This is a genomic window from Kocuria sp. p3-SID1428, assembly GCF_025149945.1.
GTDB lineage: Bacteria > Actinomycetota > Actinomycetes > Actinomycetales > Micrococcaceae > Kocuria.
In genome coordinates, this window is the sequence record NZ_JALXVH010000001.1 from 26,935 (window position 1) to 41,295 (window position 14,361).

Annotated in this window: 12 protein-coding genes; 3 read left to right on the plus strand and 9 right to left on the minus strand. The window is 71.7% G+C overall.

Annotated features, from left to right (window positions below):
- Positions 1-194 precede the first annotated feature (194 nt).
- Complete coding sequence (locus tag M3E84_RS00115; RefSeq protein ID WP_259893801.1) at positions 195-407, plus strand: hypothetical protein; 213 nt, start codon at positions 195-197, stop codon at positions 405-407.
- A gap of 57 nt (positions 408-464) precedes the next feature.
- Here the strand turns inward: M3E84_RS00115 and M3E84_RS00120 are convergent, their stop codons facing one another.
- The 3 genes from M3E84_RS00120 to leuS form a co-directional block, all read right to left on the minus strand.
- Positions 465-1,553, minus strand: a complete 1,089-nt coding sequence (locus M3E84_RS00120) for a ComEA family DNA-binding protein (protein ID WP_259893802.1) — start codon at positions 1,551-1,553, stop codon at positions 465-467.
- Positions 1,554-1,686: 133 nt separating this feature from the next.
- On the minus strand, positions 1,687-2,676 hold the full coding sequence (locus tag M3E84_RS00125; protein WP_259893803.1) for a DegV family protein: 990 nt from the start codon (positions 2,674-2,676) through the stop codon (positions 1,687-1,689).
- A 1-nt stretch (position 2,677) separates the two neighbouring features.
- Entirely contained in the window at positions 2,678-5,191 is a 2,514-nt protein-coding gene (gene leuS, locus M3E84_RS00130; protein WP_259893804.1) for a leucine--tRNA ligase, read from the minus strand.
- Positions 5,192-5,427: 236 nt separating this feature from the next.
- On the opposite strand from leuS, the gene M3E84_RS00135 reads away from it, so the two are divergent.
- The gene (locus M3E84_RS00135) at positions 5,428-6,429 is read left to right on the plus strand and encodes an alpha/beta fold hydrolase (protein ID WP_259893806.1); all 1,002 of its coding nucleotides are present in this window, start codon (positions 5,428-5,430) and stop codon (positions 6,427-6,429) included.
- Positions 6,426-7,547: a glycosyltransferase family 1 protein gene (locus M3E84_RS00140; RefSeq protein ID WP_259893807.1), complete on the plus strand. Its 1,122-nt coding sequence runs from the start codon at positions 6,426-6,428 to the stop codon at positions 7,545-7,547. The genes M3E84_RS00135 and M3E84_RS00140 overlap by 4 nt, the downstream gene beginning before the upstream one ends.
- Before the next feature lie 74 nt (positions 7,548-7,621).
- Here the strand turns inward: M3E84_RS00140 and M3E84_RS00145 are convergent, their stop codons facing one another.
- The 6 genes from M3E84_RS00145 to mihF form a co-directional block, all read right to left on the minus strand.
- Positions 7,622-9,880, minus strand: coding sequence for a primosomal protein N' (locus M3E84_RS00145; protein ID WP_259893808.1), 2,259 nt, complete (start codon positions 9,878-9,880; stop codon positions 7,622-7,624).
- A 3-nt stretch (positions 9,881-9,883) separates the two neighbouring features.
- Positions 9,884-11,068 (minus strand): methionine adenosyltransferase, encoded by a 1,185-nt coding sequence (gene metK, locus M3E84_RS00150; protein WP_259893810.1) that lies wholly within the window; start codon positions 11,066-11,068, stop codon positions 9,884-9,886.
- Positions 11,069-11,183: 115 nt separating this feature from the next.
- Positions 11,184-12,437 carry a bifunctional phosphopantothenoylcysteine decarboxylase/phosphopantothenate--cysteine ligase CoaBC gene (coaBC, locus tag M3E84_RS00155; RefSeq protein ID WP_259893813.1) on the minus strand — a complete coding sequence of 418 codons (1,254 nt, stop codon included), beginning with the start codon at positions 12,435-12,437 and terminating at the stop codon, positions 11,184-11,186.
- Positions 12,438-12,582: 145 nt separating this feature from the next.
- Positions 12,583-13,053, minus strand: coding sequence for a DNA-directed RNA polymerase subunit omega (rpoZ, locus tag M3E84_RS00160; protein WP_259893814.1), 471 nt, complete (start codon positions 13,051-13,053; stop codon positions 12,583-12,585).
- Positions 13,054-13,187: 134 nt separating this feature from the next.
- A complete protein-coding gene (gene gmk, locus M3E84_RS00165; protein WP_259893816.1) occupies positions 13,188-13,766 on the minus strand; it encodes a guanylate kinase in 579 nt (192 codons plus the stop codon).
- A gap of 173 nt (positions 13,767-13,939) precedes the next feature.
- A complete protein-coding gene (gene mihF, locus M3E84_RS00170; protein ID WP_259893818.1) occupies positions 13,940-14,254 on the minus strand; it encodes an integration host factor, actinobacterial type in 315 nt (104 codons plus the stop codon).
- Positions 14,255-14,361 lie beyond the last annotated feature (107 nt).

The window sequence follows — 14,361 nt, forward strand, 5'->3', positions numbered from 1 at the left end:
GCCCTCGGGTGCTGCGGACCAGGTCACCGTCCGTTCGCCTGAGCGTCGCCGAACCGTCGTCCGGGGGTCGGCTCCGGGAGACCGGCGGTCGACATTCCGGACACCTGCCGGGCGCATTCTGATCCTGACCAGCAGTGCCGCCCCGCAGTGCCCGGCCCCGGCCGGGGCGTCGAGATCAGCACCCGAGGAGCATCATGGCCCAGCTTCGCCTCCTGCGATTCCTGCCCCAGTCCAAGCACCAGCGGCCGCTTCAGCTCGTGACGGTCGCTGCGTTGGGGGCCGGCCTGTCCTTCACGCTGCTCACCCCCGGCGTCTCGGAGGAATCCGAGGCTCCGGCCCCCGGACCGATCACGGCCGGGGACTGGCAGACCCACGTGCAGTTCGCCCAGATGGACACCGCCCCCTGATCGAGCCTGAGCCCTCAGCGCAGGAAGAAGGCCCCGACGGATGCCGTCGGGGCCTTCTCACACGGTGACCAGCGGCGCGATGGCCTCCATCATGGCCGGGCCGATGCCGGAGACGTCATCGAGCTCCTCGACCGAGCGGAATCCGCCGATCTGCTCTCGGTGCTCGACGATCCGCTGAGCCAGAACGGGTCCGACCTTCGGCAGCTCCTCGAGCTGTGCAGCCGTGGCGGTGTTGAGATCGATCGCTGCGCCCGTGGCCGCAGGCCCCTCCTCGGGGCTCCCGCCTGCGGCGGCAGATCCGGCCTGAGCGCTGCCGGTGGCAGTCTGTCCGCCGGATCCCGAGGACGGCGTCGGCGGGTCCTGCTCCCACTGCTCCGCCAGTGCTTGGTCCGGGATGACGATCTGGACGCCGTCGGCCGCGGGGGCAGCCATGTTCACCGCATCGGTCACGGCTGACTCGCTCAGCCCGCCGGCGGCCTCCACCGCATCGGCCACGCGGGACCCGGCCGGCAGCTCGACCACCCCGGGCTCGCCCACCTCCCCCACCACATGGACCGTGACCGGGCTGCCGGAAGCCGGTGCGTCGGCTGTCCCTGCGCTGGCTCCGTCTCCGGCCGCACCGAGCGCTCCCGCCCCCTCCACGGATCCGCCCTCCGCTGCCGCCTGCGAGGCACCCGCCTGCTCGTCCACGACGGGTCCTGCGGACGACGGAGCCGAGACCACGGCCTCCTGGTCGCGCCCGCGAAGCAGGACCGAGACCACGACCAGGATCAGCACCAGACCCGCGATCGCCAGTGTGGCCCAGGGCAGACGCGCGCGGATGGGCGAGACCCAGGGCTGCTCGTCGGGATCCAGCGGCAGAGCCCTCGGGCCGAGGGGCTCCGCAGACGAGCTCGACCCCGACGCGGGCGGCGCGGCGAGCAGCCGTCGGCGCCTGGCGGCCGCCCCTCCGCTCTCGGCAGGTGCCGACTCCGCGGACTCGGTCTCGGGTGCCGGGGCAGAGTCCTCCACCCAGTCCTCGGGGCGGTCGTCGTGGGGCAGGTCGTGGCCGGTGGCGCGCAGGTCGTCATCCAGCAGTCCGCGCAGGCGCTCGACGGGCCGCTCTCGCTCCAGACGGCGCCGTCCGCGATGAGTCACAGGGGTCATGCCCCCATTCCACTGCGGCAGCAGGATCCCGGCGGGCCGCGCAGGTGCGCAGCAGAGGCTTCACCCTGCGCTTGGGAGAAGCCCGACGCTGTGGAGACGCGAGGCATGCGCGGGGGCAGCAGAGCCGCCCGGCTCAGCCGTGGATGATCACGCCGAGCGCCCCGGCACCGGCGTGGGCGGCGAGCACAGCGGGCAGGGGCACGCAGCGGGCGCGGGCGTCGGGACAGTGCTCGGCCACCAGCTGCTCGGCGAACTCCTCGGCGCGCTCCCGGCCGTGGTCGTCGAGCAGGTGGTGCACGGTGACCTCGGGGACGTCCCGGGTGGAATCCCGCAGCGCACGACCCGCTCGGCGCAACAGCCTCGTGCGGGCGCGCTGCTCGGTCATGGGCAGCTCGGCGATCGTAAGCTGGCCGTTGACCAGACGCAGCACCGGGCGCACCTGCAGCATGGAGCCCAGCGCAGCCACGGACGGCGGGATCCTCCCGCCGCGGCGCAGCGCGTCGAGCCCGGGCACCCACAGCAGCAGCTGGCTGGCCGCGCTGCCGGCCCGGGCCGCCTCGGCCGTCTCTGCCAGCTCGGCCCCTGTGCCGGCAGCCTCCCACGCCTCCATGACGCCGCGGCCCTCGGCCATGGCGATCGTGCGCGAATCGACGATCTCCACCGGGATCCCGACGGCAGCCGAGGCGATCCGGGCCGAGGTGGCGGAGCCGGAGAGCTGGGCCGAGCAGTGCACCGAGACGATGCCCTCGTAGCCCTGCGCCTCCAGCTGACGGTACTGGCGCAGCAGCTGACCCGGCGACGGCCGAGAGGTCACCGCGCTGCGCCCGGCCGCCAGGGCCTCCTCGACCACCGCGAGCCAGTCGTCGCGGTCCTGGTCGAGATCGGTGTCATCGACCGACACGGGCATGGCCGCGACGGCCAGCCCGGGACGGCCGGAGCGTGCCACGGCGCGCTCGTCCTCGTCGGTCAGCACCGACGACGCGTCCGCCGCGCCCTCCGTGCGTTCGGGGTCCTGGCCGGCGACGTCTGCACCGGAAGTCCCGCCCGCCGGCGGGAAGACCCACTCCTGCGGCAGGGCTGCGGCGTCGTCGGTGACGACCGCTATCCTGCGCTGGCCGGACATCTCAGACCACGATGTTCACGAGCTTGGGGGCCCGCACGATGACCTTGCGGATCTCGGCGTCGCCGATCGCCCGCTGCACGGCCTCGGAGCCCAGCGCGAGCTCGCGCAGGTCGTCCTCGGCGATATCCACGGGCACCTCCAGGCGGTCCTTCACCTTGCCCTTGACCTGCACGACGGCGGTGATCGTGTCGTCCACCAGCAGCGACTCGTCGACGACCGGCCAGCCGGCATCGATCACCGCCGAGTCGTGGCCCATGGCATGCCACATGTCCTCGGCGGTGTAGGGAGCCACCAGCGACAGCAGCACAGCCACGGCCTCTGCGCCCTCGCGCACGGCGGGATCGGCGGCACCGGCCCCGGAGTCGATCGCCTTGCGCAGCGCGTTGACCAGCTCCATGGCCTTGGCGATCACCACGTTGAACTTGCGGTTCTCCAGCGCGGACTCGGCCTCGGCGATCGCGCGGTGGGTCGCCTGGCGCACGGCGACGTCGCCGGCGGCCGGATCGGCGTCGACGGCGCTGCCCGAGGCGGCGACGTCCTGACCCACGCGCCAGGCGCGGCCCAGGAACTTCTGGGCGCCGCCCGGGGAGACATCCGCCCAGTCGACGTCGTCCTCCGGCGGGGAGGCGAAGACCATGGTCAGGCGCACGGCGTCCACGCCGAAGGCGTCGAGCTGCTGGCCCAGGTCCACGCCGTTGCCCAGGGACTTGGACATGGCCTTGCCCTGATTGAGCACCTGGCCCTGGTTGAGCAGGCGGGCGAAGGGCTCGTCGTGGTCGATCATGCCAAGGTCGTACAGGACCTTGGTGTAGAAGCGGGCGTAGAGCAGGTGCAGGATCGCGTGCTCCACGCCGCCCACGTACTGATCCACCTGGCCCCAGCGGCGCACGGCCTCCGAATCGAACGGGGCCGTCTCGTCCTGCGGGGACACATAGCGGTAGTAGTACCAGGACGAGTCCACGAAGGTGTCCATGGTGTCGGTGTCGCGCAGGGCGGGCCCGCCGCACGACGGGCAGACCACGTTCACCCAGTCCTCGACCGAGGCCAGCGGCGACTGGCCCTTGGGCGCCAGCTGCTCGCCCTTGAGATCCTCCGGAAGCCGCACGGGCAGCTGGTCCTCGGGCACCGGGACCTCGCCGCACTGCGGGCAGTGGATGATCGGGATGGGGGCGCCCCAGAAGCGCTGGCGGGACAGCAGCCAGTCGCGCAGGCGGTAGTTGATGTGCCGAGCACCGGCATCCGCGGCCTCGAGCAGCTCGATGGCCTTGTCGATCGCGGCGTCCTTGCTCAGCCCGTCGAGGGCTCCCGAGTTCATGAGGACGCCGTCGCCGCTGGTGGCCGCACCGGTCTCGGCGGGGTCCTCCGCCCCGGCGTCCACCACCGCGCGCACGGGCAGGCCGAAGGCGCGGGCGAAGTCGAGGTCGCGCTGATCGTGGGCGGGCACGCCCATGACTGCTCCGGTGCCGTAGTCGGCCAGGACGTAGTCGGTGGCGTAGACCGGCAGGCGCTCGCCGTTGAGGGGGTTCACGGCCCAGCGGCCCAGGAACACACCGGTCTTGGTGCGGTCCGTGGCCTGGCGCTCGATGTCCGAGACGGCCTTGAGGGACTCGCGGTACTCGTCGAGCTCCTGGGCGTGCTCCTGCGCCACGAGATCCTGCGCCAGCTGCGAGTCGGCTGCCACCACGAAGAACGTGGCGCCGAAGATCGTGTCCGGCCGCGTGGAGAACACCGTGAGCTCGCGCTCGGGCTGGGCGTCGTCGGCGTCGCGCTCCACGATGCCGAAGGTGACATGGGCGCCCTGCGAGCGCCCGATCCAGTTGCGCTGCATGGACAGCACCCGCTCCGGCCAGGCGCCCTCGAGCTGGTTCATGTCATCGAGCAGGCGGTCGGCGTAGTCGGTGATCTTGAAGTACCACTGGTTCAGCGACTTCTTGGTCACGGGCGTGTGGCAGCGCTCGCAGGCGCCGTCGACGACCTGCTCGTTGGCCAGCACCGTCTGGTCCTTAGGGCACCAGTTCACCGGGGAGTTCTTGCGATAGGCCAGCCCGCGCTGCCAGAACTGCAGGAACAGCCACTGCGTCCAGCGGTAGTACTCGGGATCCGAGGTGTGCAGCTCCCGGGACCAGTCCACGGCGATCGCGTAGCGCTGGAACGACGCCTTCTGGGTCTCGATGTTGCGGTAGGTCCACTCGGCCGGATGGGCGTTGTTCTTGATCGCCGCGTTCTCCGCGGGCAGCCCGAAGGAGTCCCAGCCGATGGGGTGCAGGACGTCGAAGCCCTTCTGGCGCCAGTAGCGGGCGACCACATCCCCCATGGCGAAGGCCTCGGCGTGGCCCATGTGCAGGTCGCCGGAGGGGTACGGGAACATGTCCAGCACGTAGCGCCGGGGCTTGGAGCCGTCGTCGAGGGGGCGGAAGACGTCGTTGCGCTCCCACCAGCCCTGCCAGCGGGCCTCGAGCTCGTGGGCGTCCCAGACCTGCCCGGTCTCTTCCTGGCCATGCTGCTGCGTGCTCACGTGCCTGCCTTCATCCGCCGGGGCTGTCCCGGCTGTCTCGCGTCCGACTGCTGTGCGGGCCTGCCGGGGCGCTGGTCCCGGCTGCCGTGCGCCGTCCGTGCCGGGAGCCCAGCAGGGCTGCGACCGTGAAGACGGCGACCCCCACATCCTATCCGCGCCTCGAGCCTGCGGCGTCCGGGGTCCTCCGTAGACTCGGGCCCGAGCAGACACGGACAGATCCGCCCGGAGAGGAACGCGTGCAGCAGAATCCGCAGGCCGAGCAGCGCAGCATGAGATTCGACGGGTACAAGACCCGCTACTGGTTCTACGACGTCGACACCCGGCGCAAGCCGCTGCTCGTGATGGTCCACGGCTTCCGCGGCGACCACCACGGCCTGCAGCTGATCGCCGACCGCCTGCGCGATCGCTACCACGTGGTCGTGCCGGATCTGCCGGGCTTCGGACGCTCGGAGCCGTTCCCCCAGGACCCGCACGACGTCGCCCACTACGTCGGCTTCCTGCGCCGGTTCCTCACCGAGCTCACCGACGGCGCGGTGCACCCGCAGGGCCGGCGCGGTGTGCTGCTGCTCGGCCACTCCTTCGGTTCGGTGATCGCCTCGCACCTGGCCGCCGAGCACCCGGCCATGGTCGAGCAGCTGCTGCTGCTGAACCCCATCTGCGAGCCGGCGCTCAGCGCCCAGGACGCAGCCGCCACCAAGGCCGCGGACGCCTACTACACCCTGGCCATGCGCCTGCCGAAGGCCATGGGCGAGCGCCTCCTGCGCAGCCACGCGGTCAGCGACCTCATGAGCCGGAAGATGACGGTCTCCCAGGACCCGCAGCTGCGCAGCTACGTGGAGAACCAGCACCGCGCGTACTTCGGCTCCTTCGCCGATCGTCGCGTGGTGGCCGAGGCCTATCGCGCCTCGATCTCCCGCACGGTGGCCGAGGTCGCTCCGCTGCTGTCCATGCCCGTGCTGCTCGTGGCCGGGGCACAGGATCCGCTCGGCTCCGTCGAGGCCCAGCAGCGCATGGCCACCTGGATCCGCCGGCGCCGCCTGGTGATCCTCGACGACGTCGGCCATCTCATCCACTACGAGAAGCCGATCGAGACCGCCGAGCTGATCCACGAGTTCGTGCAGGGCCCGGATCCCGAGCCCATCGATGTCCACGACGAGCTGCCGCCCATCGATCAGGCTCGGCCGAACACCTCGCAGTTCACGCAGCTGCTGCCGATCGTGCGCAGGGGGCGGCGATGACCGGCCCCTTGCACCTGGTGCTGGATGCCCGGTACGTGCGGGTGGGACCGCACGACGGCATCTCGCGCTACAGCGCAGGACTGGCCCACGGGCTGGCGCAGCTGGCGGCGCAAGATCCGTCGCTGCGGGTCGAGCTGATGATCTCGGATCCGGCTCAGCTGCAGCACCTCCCGCGCCTCGAGTGGTTCATGGGGCCGGATCCGGTCTCGGCCGGGGAGGTCCTCACGGGGCAGCTGCTCAACCGCCGGGGTCCGGATGTGGTCTTCTCCCCCATGCAGACCATGGGGGCGCTGCGGCGGCGCTTCGGGCTGATCCTCACGCTGCACGACCTGATCTACTACGACCACCCCGCGCCCCCGCCGGAGCTGCCGCTGCCCGTGCGTCTGGGCTGGCGCGCCTTCCACCGCGCCTCATGGCCGCAGCGCCTGGCCCTGAACCGCGCCGACGCCGTGGCAACCGTCTCCCAGACCTCCGCAGGGCTGATCCAGGGCAGGCGCCTGAGCGACCGGCCCGTGCGCGTGATCCCGAATGCCGCGGCTCAGGACTCGATCGTCAGCCGGCAGACGGCGCTGGACCGGCTCGCCGAGCGCGACGGTTCGATGCTCTACCTCGGCTCGTTCATGCCGTACAAGGACGTGGAGACCCTTGCACGCATGGCGGCTCGGCTTCCGCACCGGCGGCTGCACCTGCTCTCGCGGGTCACCCCCGCCCAGCAGGAGCGCCTGGTGCGGGCCGCCGGACCGGAGGCCCGGCTCGTCTTCCACAACGGGGTCTCCGAGCAGGAGCACGCGCGTCTGCTGGCAAGAGCGGGAGTGCTCCTGCACGCCTCGCGGGCCGAGGGCTACGGACTGCCGCTCATGGAGGCCTTCTGCGCCGGTACCCCCGTGGTGTGCACCGACATCCCGATCTTCCACGAGGTCTGCGGCGAGGCCGCCGCCTACTGCCCTCCCGGCGACGACGCAGCCTTCGCCCGCGCCGTCACCGAGCTCGAGGACCCGCAGATCGCACGCACGCGCGTGCTGGCCGGGCTCGAGCGCGCGTCGTCGTGGACCTGGCGGGACTCGGCGCAGTCACTGGTGGGGCTGGCCCGGGAGATCGACAGCAGCCGGCGCCGCTGAGGCCGCAGCAGCCACGACGACGGCGACGGCAGGGCTGCTGAGACAGCAGCGACCGCTGCGACGGTCGATCCGGCTCAGAGCAGATCGGCCACATCGCAGCGGACGTTGACCGGGGCGTGCTTGCGCTGGGCAGAGGCCTCGGCGCGGGCCGCCCGCAGCCTGCGCGTGACCTCGGCGGCCTGCGAGTAGGTGAAGAACAGCAGGAGCCGGTGCGCGTCGTCGTCGGCGCCGTGAAGCCCGCCCAGAGCATCACCGGGGGCCGATCCGGCCTCGGGGTCTGCTGCCTCCTCGTCCCAGCGCTGATGCACTGGTGCCGGGCCCACGGTGCGCACCTCCGGGGGCAGTCCGAGCATCTGCGTGAAGGCCTCGAGCGCGGTCAGCGGTCCGGTCAGGGCCGCGCAGCGCACGGCCGGCGGCAGCTGCAGGCTGCGGCGCTCGGCCAGCTCGCGGGCAGCATGGCCGCGCACGTCCCAGCGCACCAGGGAGGCCACGACCCGCTCGTGCTCCGAGGTCACGACCACGGTCCCTCCGTCGCTGCCGCGACGCACGAGCGAGGCGGCGTGCACCCATCTGCGCAGCACCTCCTCCTCGACCCGCAGCCCGGGCAGGGAGAGCATGCGATCCCCGTCCAGCAGCAGGGCCGCCGCATAGCCGCCCTCGACCTGCGGCTCCGCACCCGGTGTGGCCACCACGAGCGCAGGTGCGGCGGGGAGCTCCCGGCGGACCTGATCGCCCGAGGACCAGACGACGGGCACCTGCGGGAAGGCGCGGCCCAGCTCCTCGGCGGTGCGCTGGGACCCCACGGAGGCGAAGCGCCACCGCGTCCCCCCGCAGACAGCGCAGGACCATGTGGCGGCCTGACGGGCGCACCACCCGCACTGCGGCAGCCGTCCCTGTGCGGAGACGGACAGGGGGCCGTCGCAGACGGTGCAGCGCGCGGCCGCCCGGCATCGCTGGCAGGTCAGGGCCGGGGCGTAGCCGGTGCGGGCCACCTGGACCAGGACGGGTCCCTCGGCCAGGGCTCGGCGGGCCACGCGGAAGGCGGTCTCCGGCAGGCGGGCGCGCCCTGCCAGGGCGTCATGGGCCTCGTGCCAGGAGTCCGAGGTCGCCTCGATGCGCGGCATGTTCGCCCGCAGCACCGGACGCTGCGCTGCGATAGAGCTCGCCCAGCCGGTCTCCACGAGCCGCTCGGCCTCCGGCGTGACGGCCTCGCCCATGACGAGCAGGCTGAGGTCCTCGTGCTGAGCGCGCAGCAGCGCCACCTCCCGGGCGTGGTGGTACGGGGCTCGGGGCTCCACGAGGCTGTGATCGCCGTCGTCGAGGACCAGGATCAGACCGAGATCCTGCACCGGAGCCCAGACCGCAGGACGCGTGCCGATCACGATCCGGGCCCGGCCCTCGAGCGCCTCCACGAAGGCCCGATAGCGCGGGGTCGGCTTGTCCTCGCTGTGCAGCCGCGCCACGAGCTGCGCCTCCACGACGGCCTCCACCGCGCGCTGGGTGCGCTCCAGGGTCTTGTGATCCGGCACCACCACGATGCTTCCGCGCCCGGCCGCCAGCGCCGCGGCGACCGCCTGGGCGCTCAGATCGTAGACATCGTGCTGCGGATGCGAGGGCAGCGCCTGCACCACCGCTCGCACCTGCTGCCCGCCGTGCAGGGACTCGATCGCCTCGGCACCGCCGTCGTACTCGGACCAGGCGCCCGACGGAGTCGACGCCGCCGAGGACTCCGCGGCCTGAGGCTCGGCTGCCGGCTCGGCTGCGCCGGCGTCGTCCTGGACCTGTCCCGTCTGCGCCTGGGCGCGCGCGGCCAGAGCGGTCTTCTCCACTGAGGCCACCCGAGGGGGCACGGCACAGCGCAGGACATCTGCCACGGTCCCTGCGCAGCGCTGTGCTGTGAGCTCGGCGACGGCGAGCACCTGCGGGACGAGCACCGGCAGGGCGGACTGCAGCGACAGGATGGGCTGCAGCCGATCGAAGGCGACCTCCGAGGACGACGTCCGCTCGATGATCCACCCGCGCATCTGCTGCCCGCCGAAGCGCACGCGGATGCGGGTGCCCGCCTGGGCGCCCTCGGAGAGATCCTGGGGCACGCCGTAGTCGAACAGCCGGTCCAGGTGCGGCAGGTGGGATTCCAGCCGCACGCGGGCCACAGGCTCGGACTCGGCCAGATACGCCGGTTCGAGTGGTCCCGTGCGGCGCTGCGAGCCGCGGCTTCCCCCTGCCCCGCGCCCGGCAGTCTGCCCGGGGCGAGGCAGTTCGGCCATCAGCGCGAGCTGCTCCGGCGGCTGCACCTGCTCGGAGACTCGCTCGGGAGTGGGCTCAGCCGGCACGGCTCAGGCCTCGACCGCCGATCGCAGCGCGTCCGCCCGGTCGGTCTTCTCCCAGGTGAAATCCGGATCCTGACGGCCGAAATGACCCCCGGCCGAGGTTTTGGCGTAGATGGGACGCTGCAGCTGCAGGTCCTCGATGATCGCCAGCGGCCGCAGGTCGAAGACCTCTTCCACTGCCGACTCGATGCGCGCCGGATCCACGGTCTCGGTGCCGAAGGTGTCGACGTAGACCCCCACCGGACGCGCCTTGCCGATCGCGTAGGCCACCTGGACCTCGGCCCGCTCCGCCAGCCCCGCGGCCACGACGTTCTTGGCCACCCACCGCATGGCGTAGGCCGCCGAGCGGTCCACCTTGGACGGATCCTTGCCGGAGAAGGCGCCGCCGCCATGACGTGCCATGCCGCCGTAGGTGTCCACGATGATCTTGCGCCCGGTCAGCCCGGCGTCTCCCACGGGGCCGCCGGTGATGAAGTCGCCGGCGGGGTTCACGATGACCTTGAGCCCCGACAGATCCAGCCCGGTCTCCTCCATGACGGGATCGATCACGGAGGCGCGGATATCGTGGCGCAGCTGCTCGAGCTCGTAGTCCTCGGCGTGCTGCGCGGAGACCACCACGGTATCCACGGCCACCGGGGTGATGCCGTCGTAGCGCAGGGTGACCTGGGTCTTGCCATCGGGACGCAGCTGGGGCAGCACCGCGGTCTTGCGCACCCGGGTGAGCTGCTCGGAGAGCCGGTGCGCGTAGTGGATCGGCGCAGGCATCAGGACGTCGGTCTCATTCGACGCATAGCCGAACATGATGCCCTGGTCCCCGGCTCCCTGGGCGTCGCGCGGATCGACGGCGGTGCCCTCCCGGGATTCCAGGGAGTTGAACACGCCCTCGTAGATCTCCGGGGACTGCTCCCCCACCGAGATGGACACCCCGCAGTACTTGCCGTCGAAGCCTTGGACGGAGGAGTTGTAGCCGATGTCCAGGATGGAGCGGCGCACGATCGAGGGGATCTCCACATAGGCCTGCGACTTGACCTCGCCCGCCACATGGACGAGTCCCGTGGTGGCCATGGTCTCCACGGCCACCGAGGAGTTCGGGTCGGTGGCGATCAGGGCGTCGAGGATCGAGTCCGAGATGCGGTCGCAGATCTTGTCCGGGTGGCCCTCGGTCACGGATTCCGAGGTGAACAAGCTCATGCGGCCTGGCGTCTGGGCCCTGCGGGCGCTGCTGGGGGTGGAAGGCGTCGAAGTCACGCCTGACAGGGTACCGCCAGCCCCCGATGTCCCAGCACCTCCCGGCGCATGCGGAGACTCATTCGGCGCGCCCCAGGCGCTGGGCTATGCGCCGGCACAGGGCCGCAGCGACCTCCGTCTTGGTGCCCTCGACGGTCTGCTCGCTCGCGGCACGGCCTCGCACGGGAGCCTCGAGGATCGTCACGCGGGTCGTGTCCTGGCCGAAGACCATGTCCGTGCCCACCTGGTTGAGGCACAGCAGGTCGCAGCCCTTCCGCGCCAGCTTGGCGCGGCCGAGTTCGAGCGGGTCGGAGTGTGCGTTGCCGGTCTCGGCGGCGAAGCCCACGATCAGCTGCTCCCGCCCGGAATCCTCCCTCGCCCGGACCAGTCCGCGCAGGATGTCCGGGTTGCGCCTGAGCACGATCGTGGGGGCCTCGTCCTCATCGGCCGTCTTCTTGATCTTGGACTCGGCCACCTCGGCCGGGCGGAAGTCGGCGACCGCAGCGGTCATCACCACGACCTCCGCCTCCTGGGACAGCCGCTGCATGACCTCCTGCAGCTGCTCGGCGGTGCCGATGCGGTGCACGCTGATCCCCTCGGAGGCCTCCGGCACAGCGACCTCCACATGTCCGGCCACGAGCTCCACCTGCGCCCCGGCGGCGTGCAGGGCGCGGGCCACGGCCAGGCCCTGCTTGCCGGAGGAGCGATTGCCCAGGAACCGCACGGGATCCAGCGGCTCCTGCGTGCCGCCCGTCGAGACGACCGCCCGGAGCCCGGCCAGCGACTGCCCGGGGGCCTCCCCCGCGGGACCGGCCACCAGTGCCAGGGCGGCATCGCAGATGACCTCCGGATCCGGCAGCCGGCCCGGTCCGGAGTCCTGCCCGGTCAGCCGTCCGGAGGCGGGCTCGAGCACATGGCGGCCCTGGCGGCGCAGTGCGGCGACGTTCTCGCGCACCGCAGGGTTCTGCCACATCTGGGTGTGCATGGCCGGTGCCAGCAGCACGGGGGCCTCGGTGGCCAGCAGCGTGGTGCTCAGGAGGTCATCGGCCAGCCCGTGGGCCGTGCGTGCCAGCAGATCGGCGGTCGCCGGCGCCACGATGACCAGATCGGCCTCCTGGCCCTGGCGGACATGGTTGACGGAGTCCACGCGGTCGAAGACGTCTGTGCTCACGGGCTCCCCGGACAGCGCCTCCCAGGTGGGCGCGCCCACGAACTCGAGGGCCGCGCGCGTGGGCATGGGCACCACGTGGTGCCCGGCCTCGGTGAGCAGGCGCAGCAGCAGCGCTGACTTGTACGCGGCGATCCCGCCGCCGATGCCCAGAACGATGCGCATGATCCGGCTCTCTCCCTTGCTCGTGCGGTGCAGCCGCAGTGCCGCAGGCACCGGGCGAGTATGCGACGACGGCCGGTCGGGACTGGATCCCGACCGGCCGTTGCGGTGCGCAGACGCGCTGCGCTGGGGATGTGGCCCCGGTGGCTCAGTTCTCGGAGGGCTCGTCCGAGGGGACCTCTGCCTGCTCCTCGGCGGCCTCGGCCTCCGGGGCGGCGGCCTCGGCGCCCTGATCCTCGGCGGACTCCGAGAACACCATGGAGGAGTCGACCTCCCCGCCCTGCTGCTCGCCGAAGTAGTCCGAGTAGAAGTCGTCGACGGCGAGCTCGCGCTCGGCGACCAGCTGGCCGTTCTCCGAGAAGCCGGCGTCGGTCACCTCCGTGGACTCGATCAGGTTCTCGTCGATCTCGCGCATGGCCACCGAGAGGCTCTTCTCGTTGGGCTGGACCTCCACCAGCGGACCCACGTACTCGAACAGGCCCTCGTGCAGCTGCGAGTAGTACGCGTTGATCTGCCGGGCGCGGCGTGCCGAGAAGATCACGAGTCCGTACTTGGAGTCGGACTTGGTGAGCAGGCGGTCGACGGGCGGATCGGTGATGCCCTGGTGCTGAGTGGACAAGGAGTCTCTCCTGACGGTCATTCGATAGGCAGCAGCGGGGCTGCTCTCGTCTGTGCGCGGCTACAGCCTGTGCGCGCTGTCACTGTGTGCCCAGCGCGCCGCACGAAGTCTGTCTCGGCTGCGGGTTCGCGGACTCAGGCGCAGGTGCGCGGGTCGAGCCCCATGAGCTCGACGAGCCTCTGCGCAGCTTTCTCCACTCGGTCGTTGACGACGGTGTGGTCGAACTCCGGCTCCGCAGCCAGCTCCATCCTAGCGGTTTCCAGCCGCACCTGCTGTTCCTCGGGGCTCTCGGTGCCGCGCCCGGTCAGTCGAGCGACCAGCTCGTCCCAGGTAGGAGGGGCCAGGAAGACCAGCTGCGCCTCCGGCATGGACTGCCGGACCTGGCGCGCCCCCGCCAGATCGATCTCCAGCAGGACGCGGCGGCCTGCGGCCACGGCATCGAGCACCTTCTGCCGCGGAGTGCCGTAGCGGCTGCGGTTGTGAACCACGGCCCATTCGAGCATCTGGCCCTCGTCGACCATGCGCTGGAACTCGTCGTCATCGACGAAGAAGTAGTGGACGCCCTCCTGCTCGCCCGGACGGGGAGCACGGGTGGTGGCCGAGACGGAGAGCCAGACGTCCGGGCAGTGGTCCCGGATGTAGGTGGAGACCGTGCCCTTGCCGACGGCGGTGGGCCCGGCCAGCACGGTGACGTGCTCGGGGGCGATGCTCACTCCGGTGTGCTCCTGCGGCAAGGATGCTCCTCCAGCTTGCTCGAACGGCGTCCCGCGGGACGTGAGCAGCCAGGATACCGCCGTCGACGAAGGCGCCCCGCCTCCGCCGCGGATCAACGGCCAGGAGGAGAAGCGCCTTCGGGAGGCGGCCGCAGGATCAGACGGGCGCCGGCTCAGCGATCGAGCTGGGCGATCAGCGCACGGCGCTGATGCACGCCCAGACCCCGCACGCGGCGGGTCTTGGCGATGCCGATGTCCTCCATGATCGCCGCGGAGCGGACCTTGCCGATGCCCGGAGCGGATTCGAGGAGGTCGGAGACCTTCATGCGGCTCAGCGCCTCATCCTCACCCGCGCGCTCCAGGATCTCGGCCACCGTGATGCTCCGATCCTTCAGCTTGGACTTCACCTCGGCGCGCACCGCGCGAGCGGCGGTCGCCTTGTCTCGGGCCGCAGCCCGTTCCTCATCTGTCAGCTGGCGCAAAGCCATGACCGGTTCCTCCCTGTGAACAGCTGTCCTCGCGCGCCGAAGGCCCATGATCCGACCAGGATCGAGGCGACGCGTTCGCGCAACTGTATGCGCATTCGTTGGAATGG

Excerpts from the sequence above, each read along its gene's own strand:
- M3E84_RS00120 (WP_259893802.1), bottom strand. The coding sequence starts at position 1,553 with ATGACCCCTGTGACTCATCGCGGACGGCGCCGTCTGGAGCGAGAGCGG.
- M3E84_RS00140 (WP_259893807.1), top strand. The coding sequence starts at position 6,426 with ATGACCGGCCCCTTGCACCTGGTGCTGGATGCCCGGTACGTGCGGGTG.
- M3E84_RS00125 (WP_259893803.1), bottom strand. The coding sequence starts at position 2,676 with ATGTCCGGCCAGCGCAGGATAGCGGTCGTCACCGACGACGCCGCAGCC.
- coaBC (WP_259893813.1), bottom strand. The coding sequence starts at position 12,437 with ATGCGCATCGTTCTGGGCATCGGCGGCGGGATCGCCGCGTACAAGTCA.
- metK (WP_259893810.1), bottom strand. The coding sequence starts at position 11,068 with ATGAGCTTGTTCACCTCGGAATCCGTGACCGAGGGCCACCCGGACAAG.
- M3E84_RS00115 (WP_259893801.1), top strand. The coding sequence starts at position 195 with ATGGCCCAGCTTCGCCTCCTGCGATTCCTGCCCCAGTCCAAGCACCAG.
- mihF (WP_259893818.1), bottom strand. The coding sequence starts at position 14,254 with ATGGCTTTGCGCCAGCTGACAGATGAGGAACGGGCTGCGGCCCGAGAC.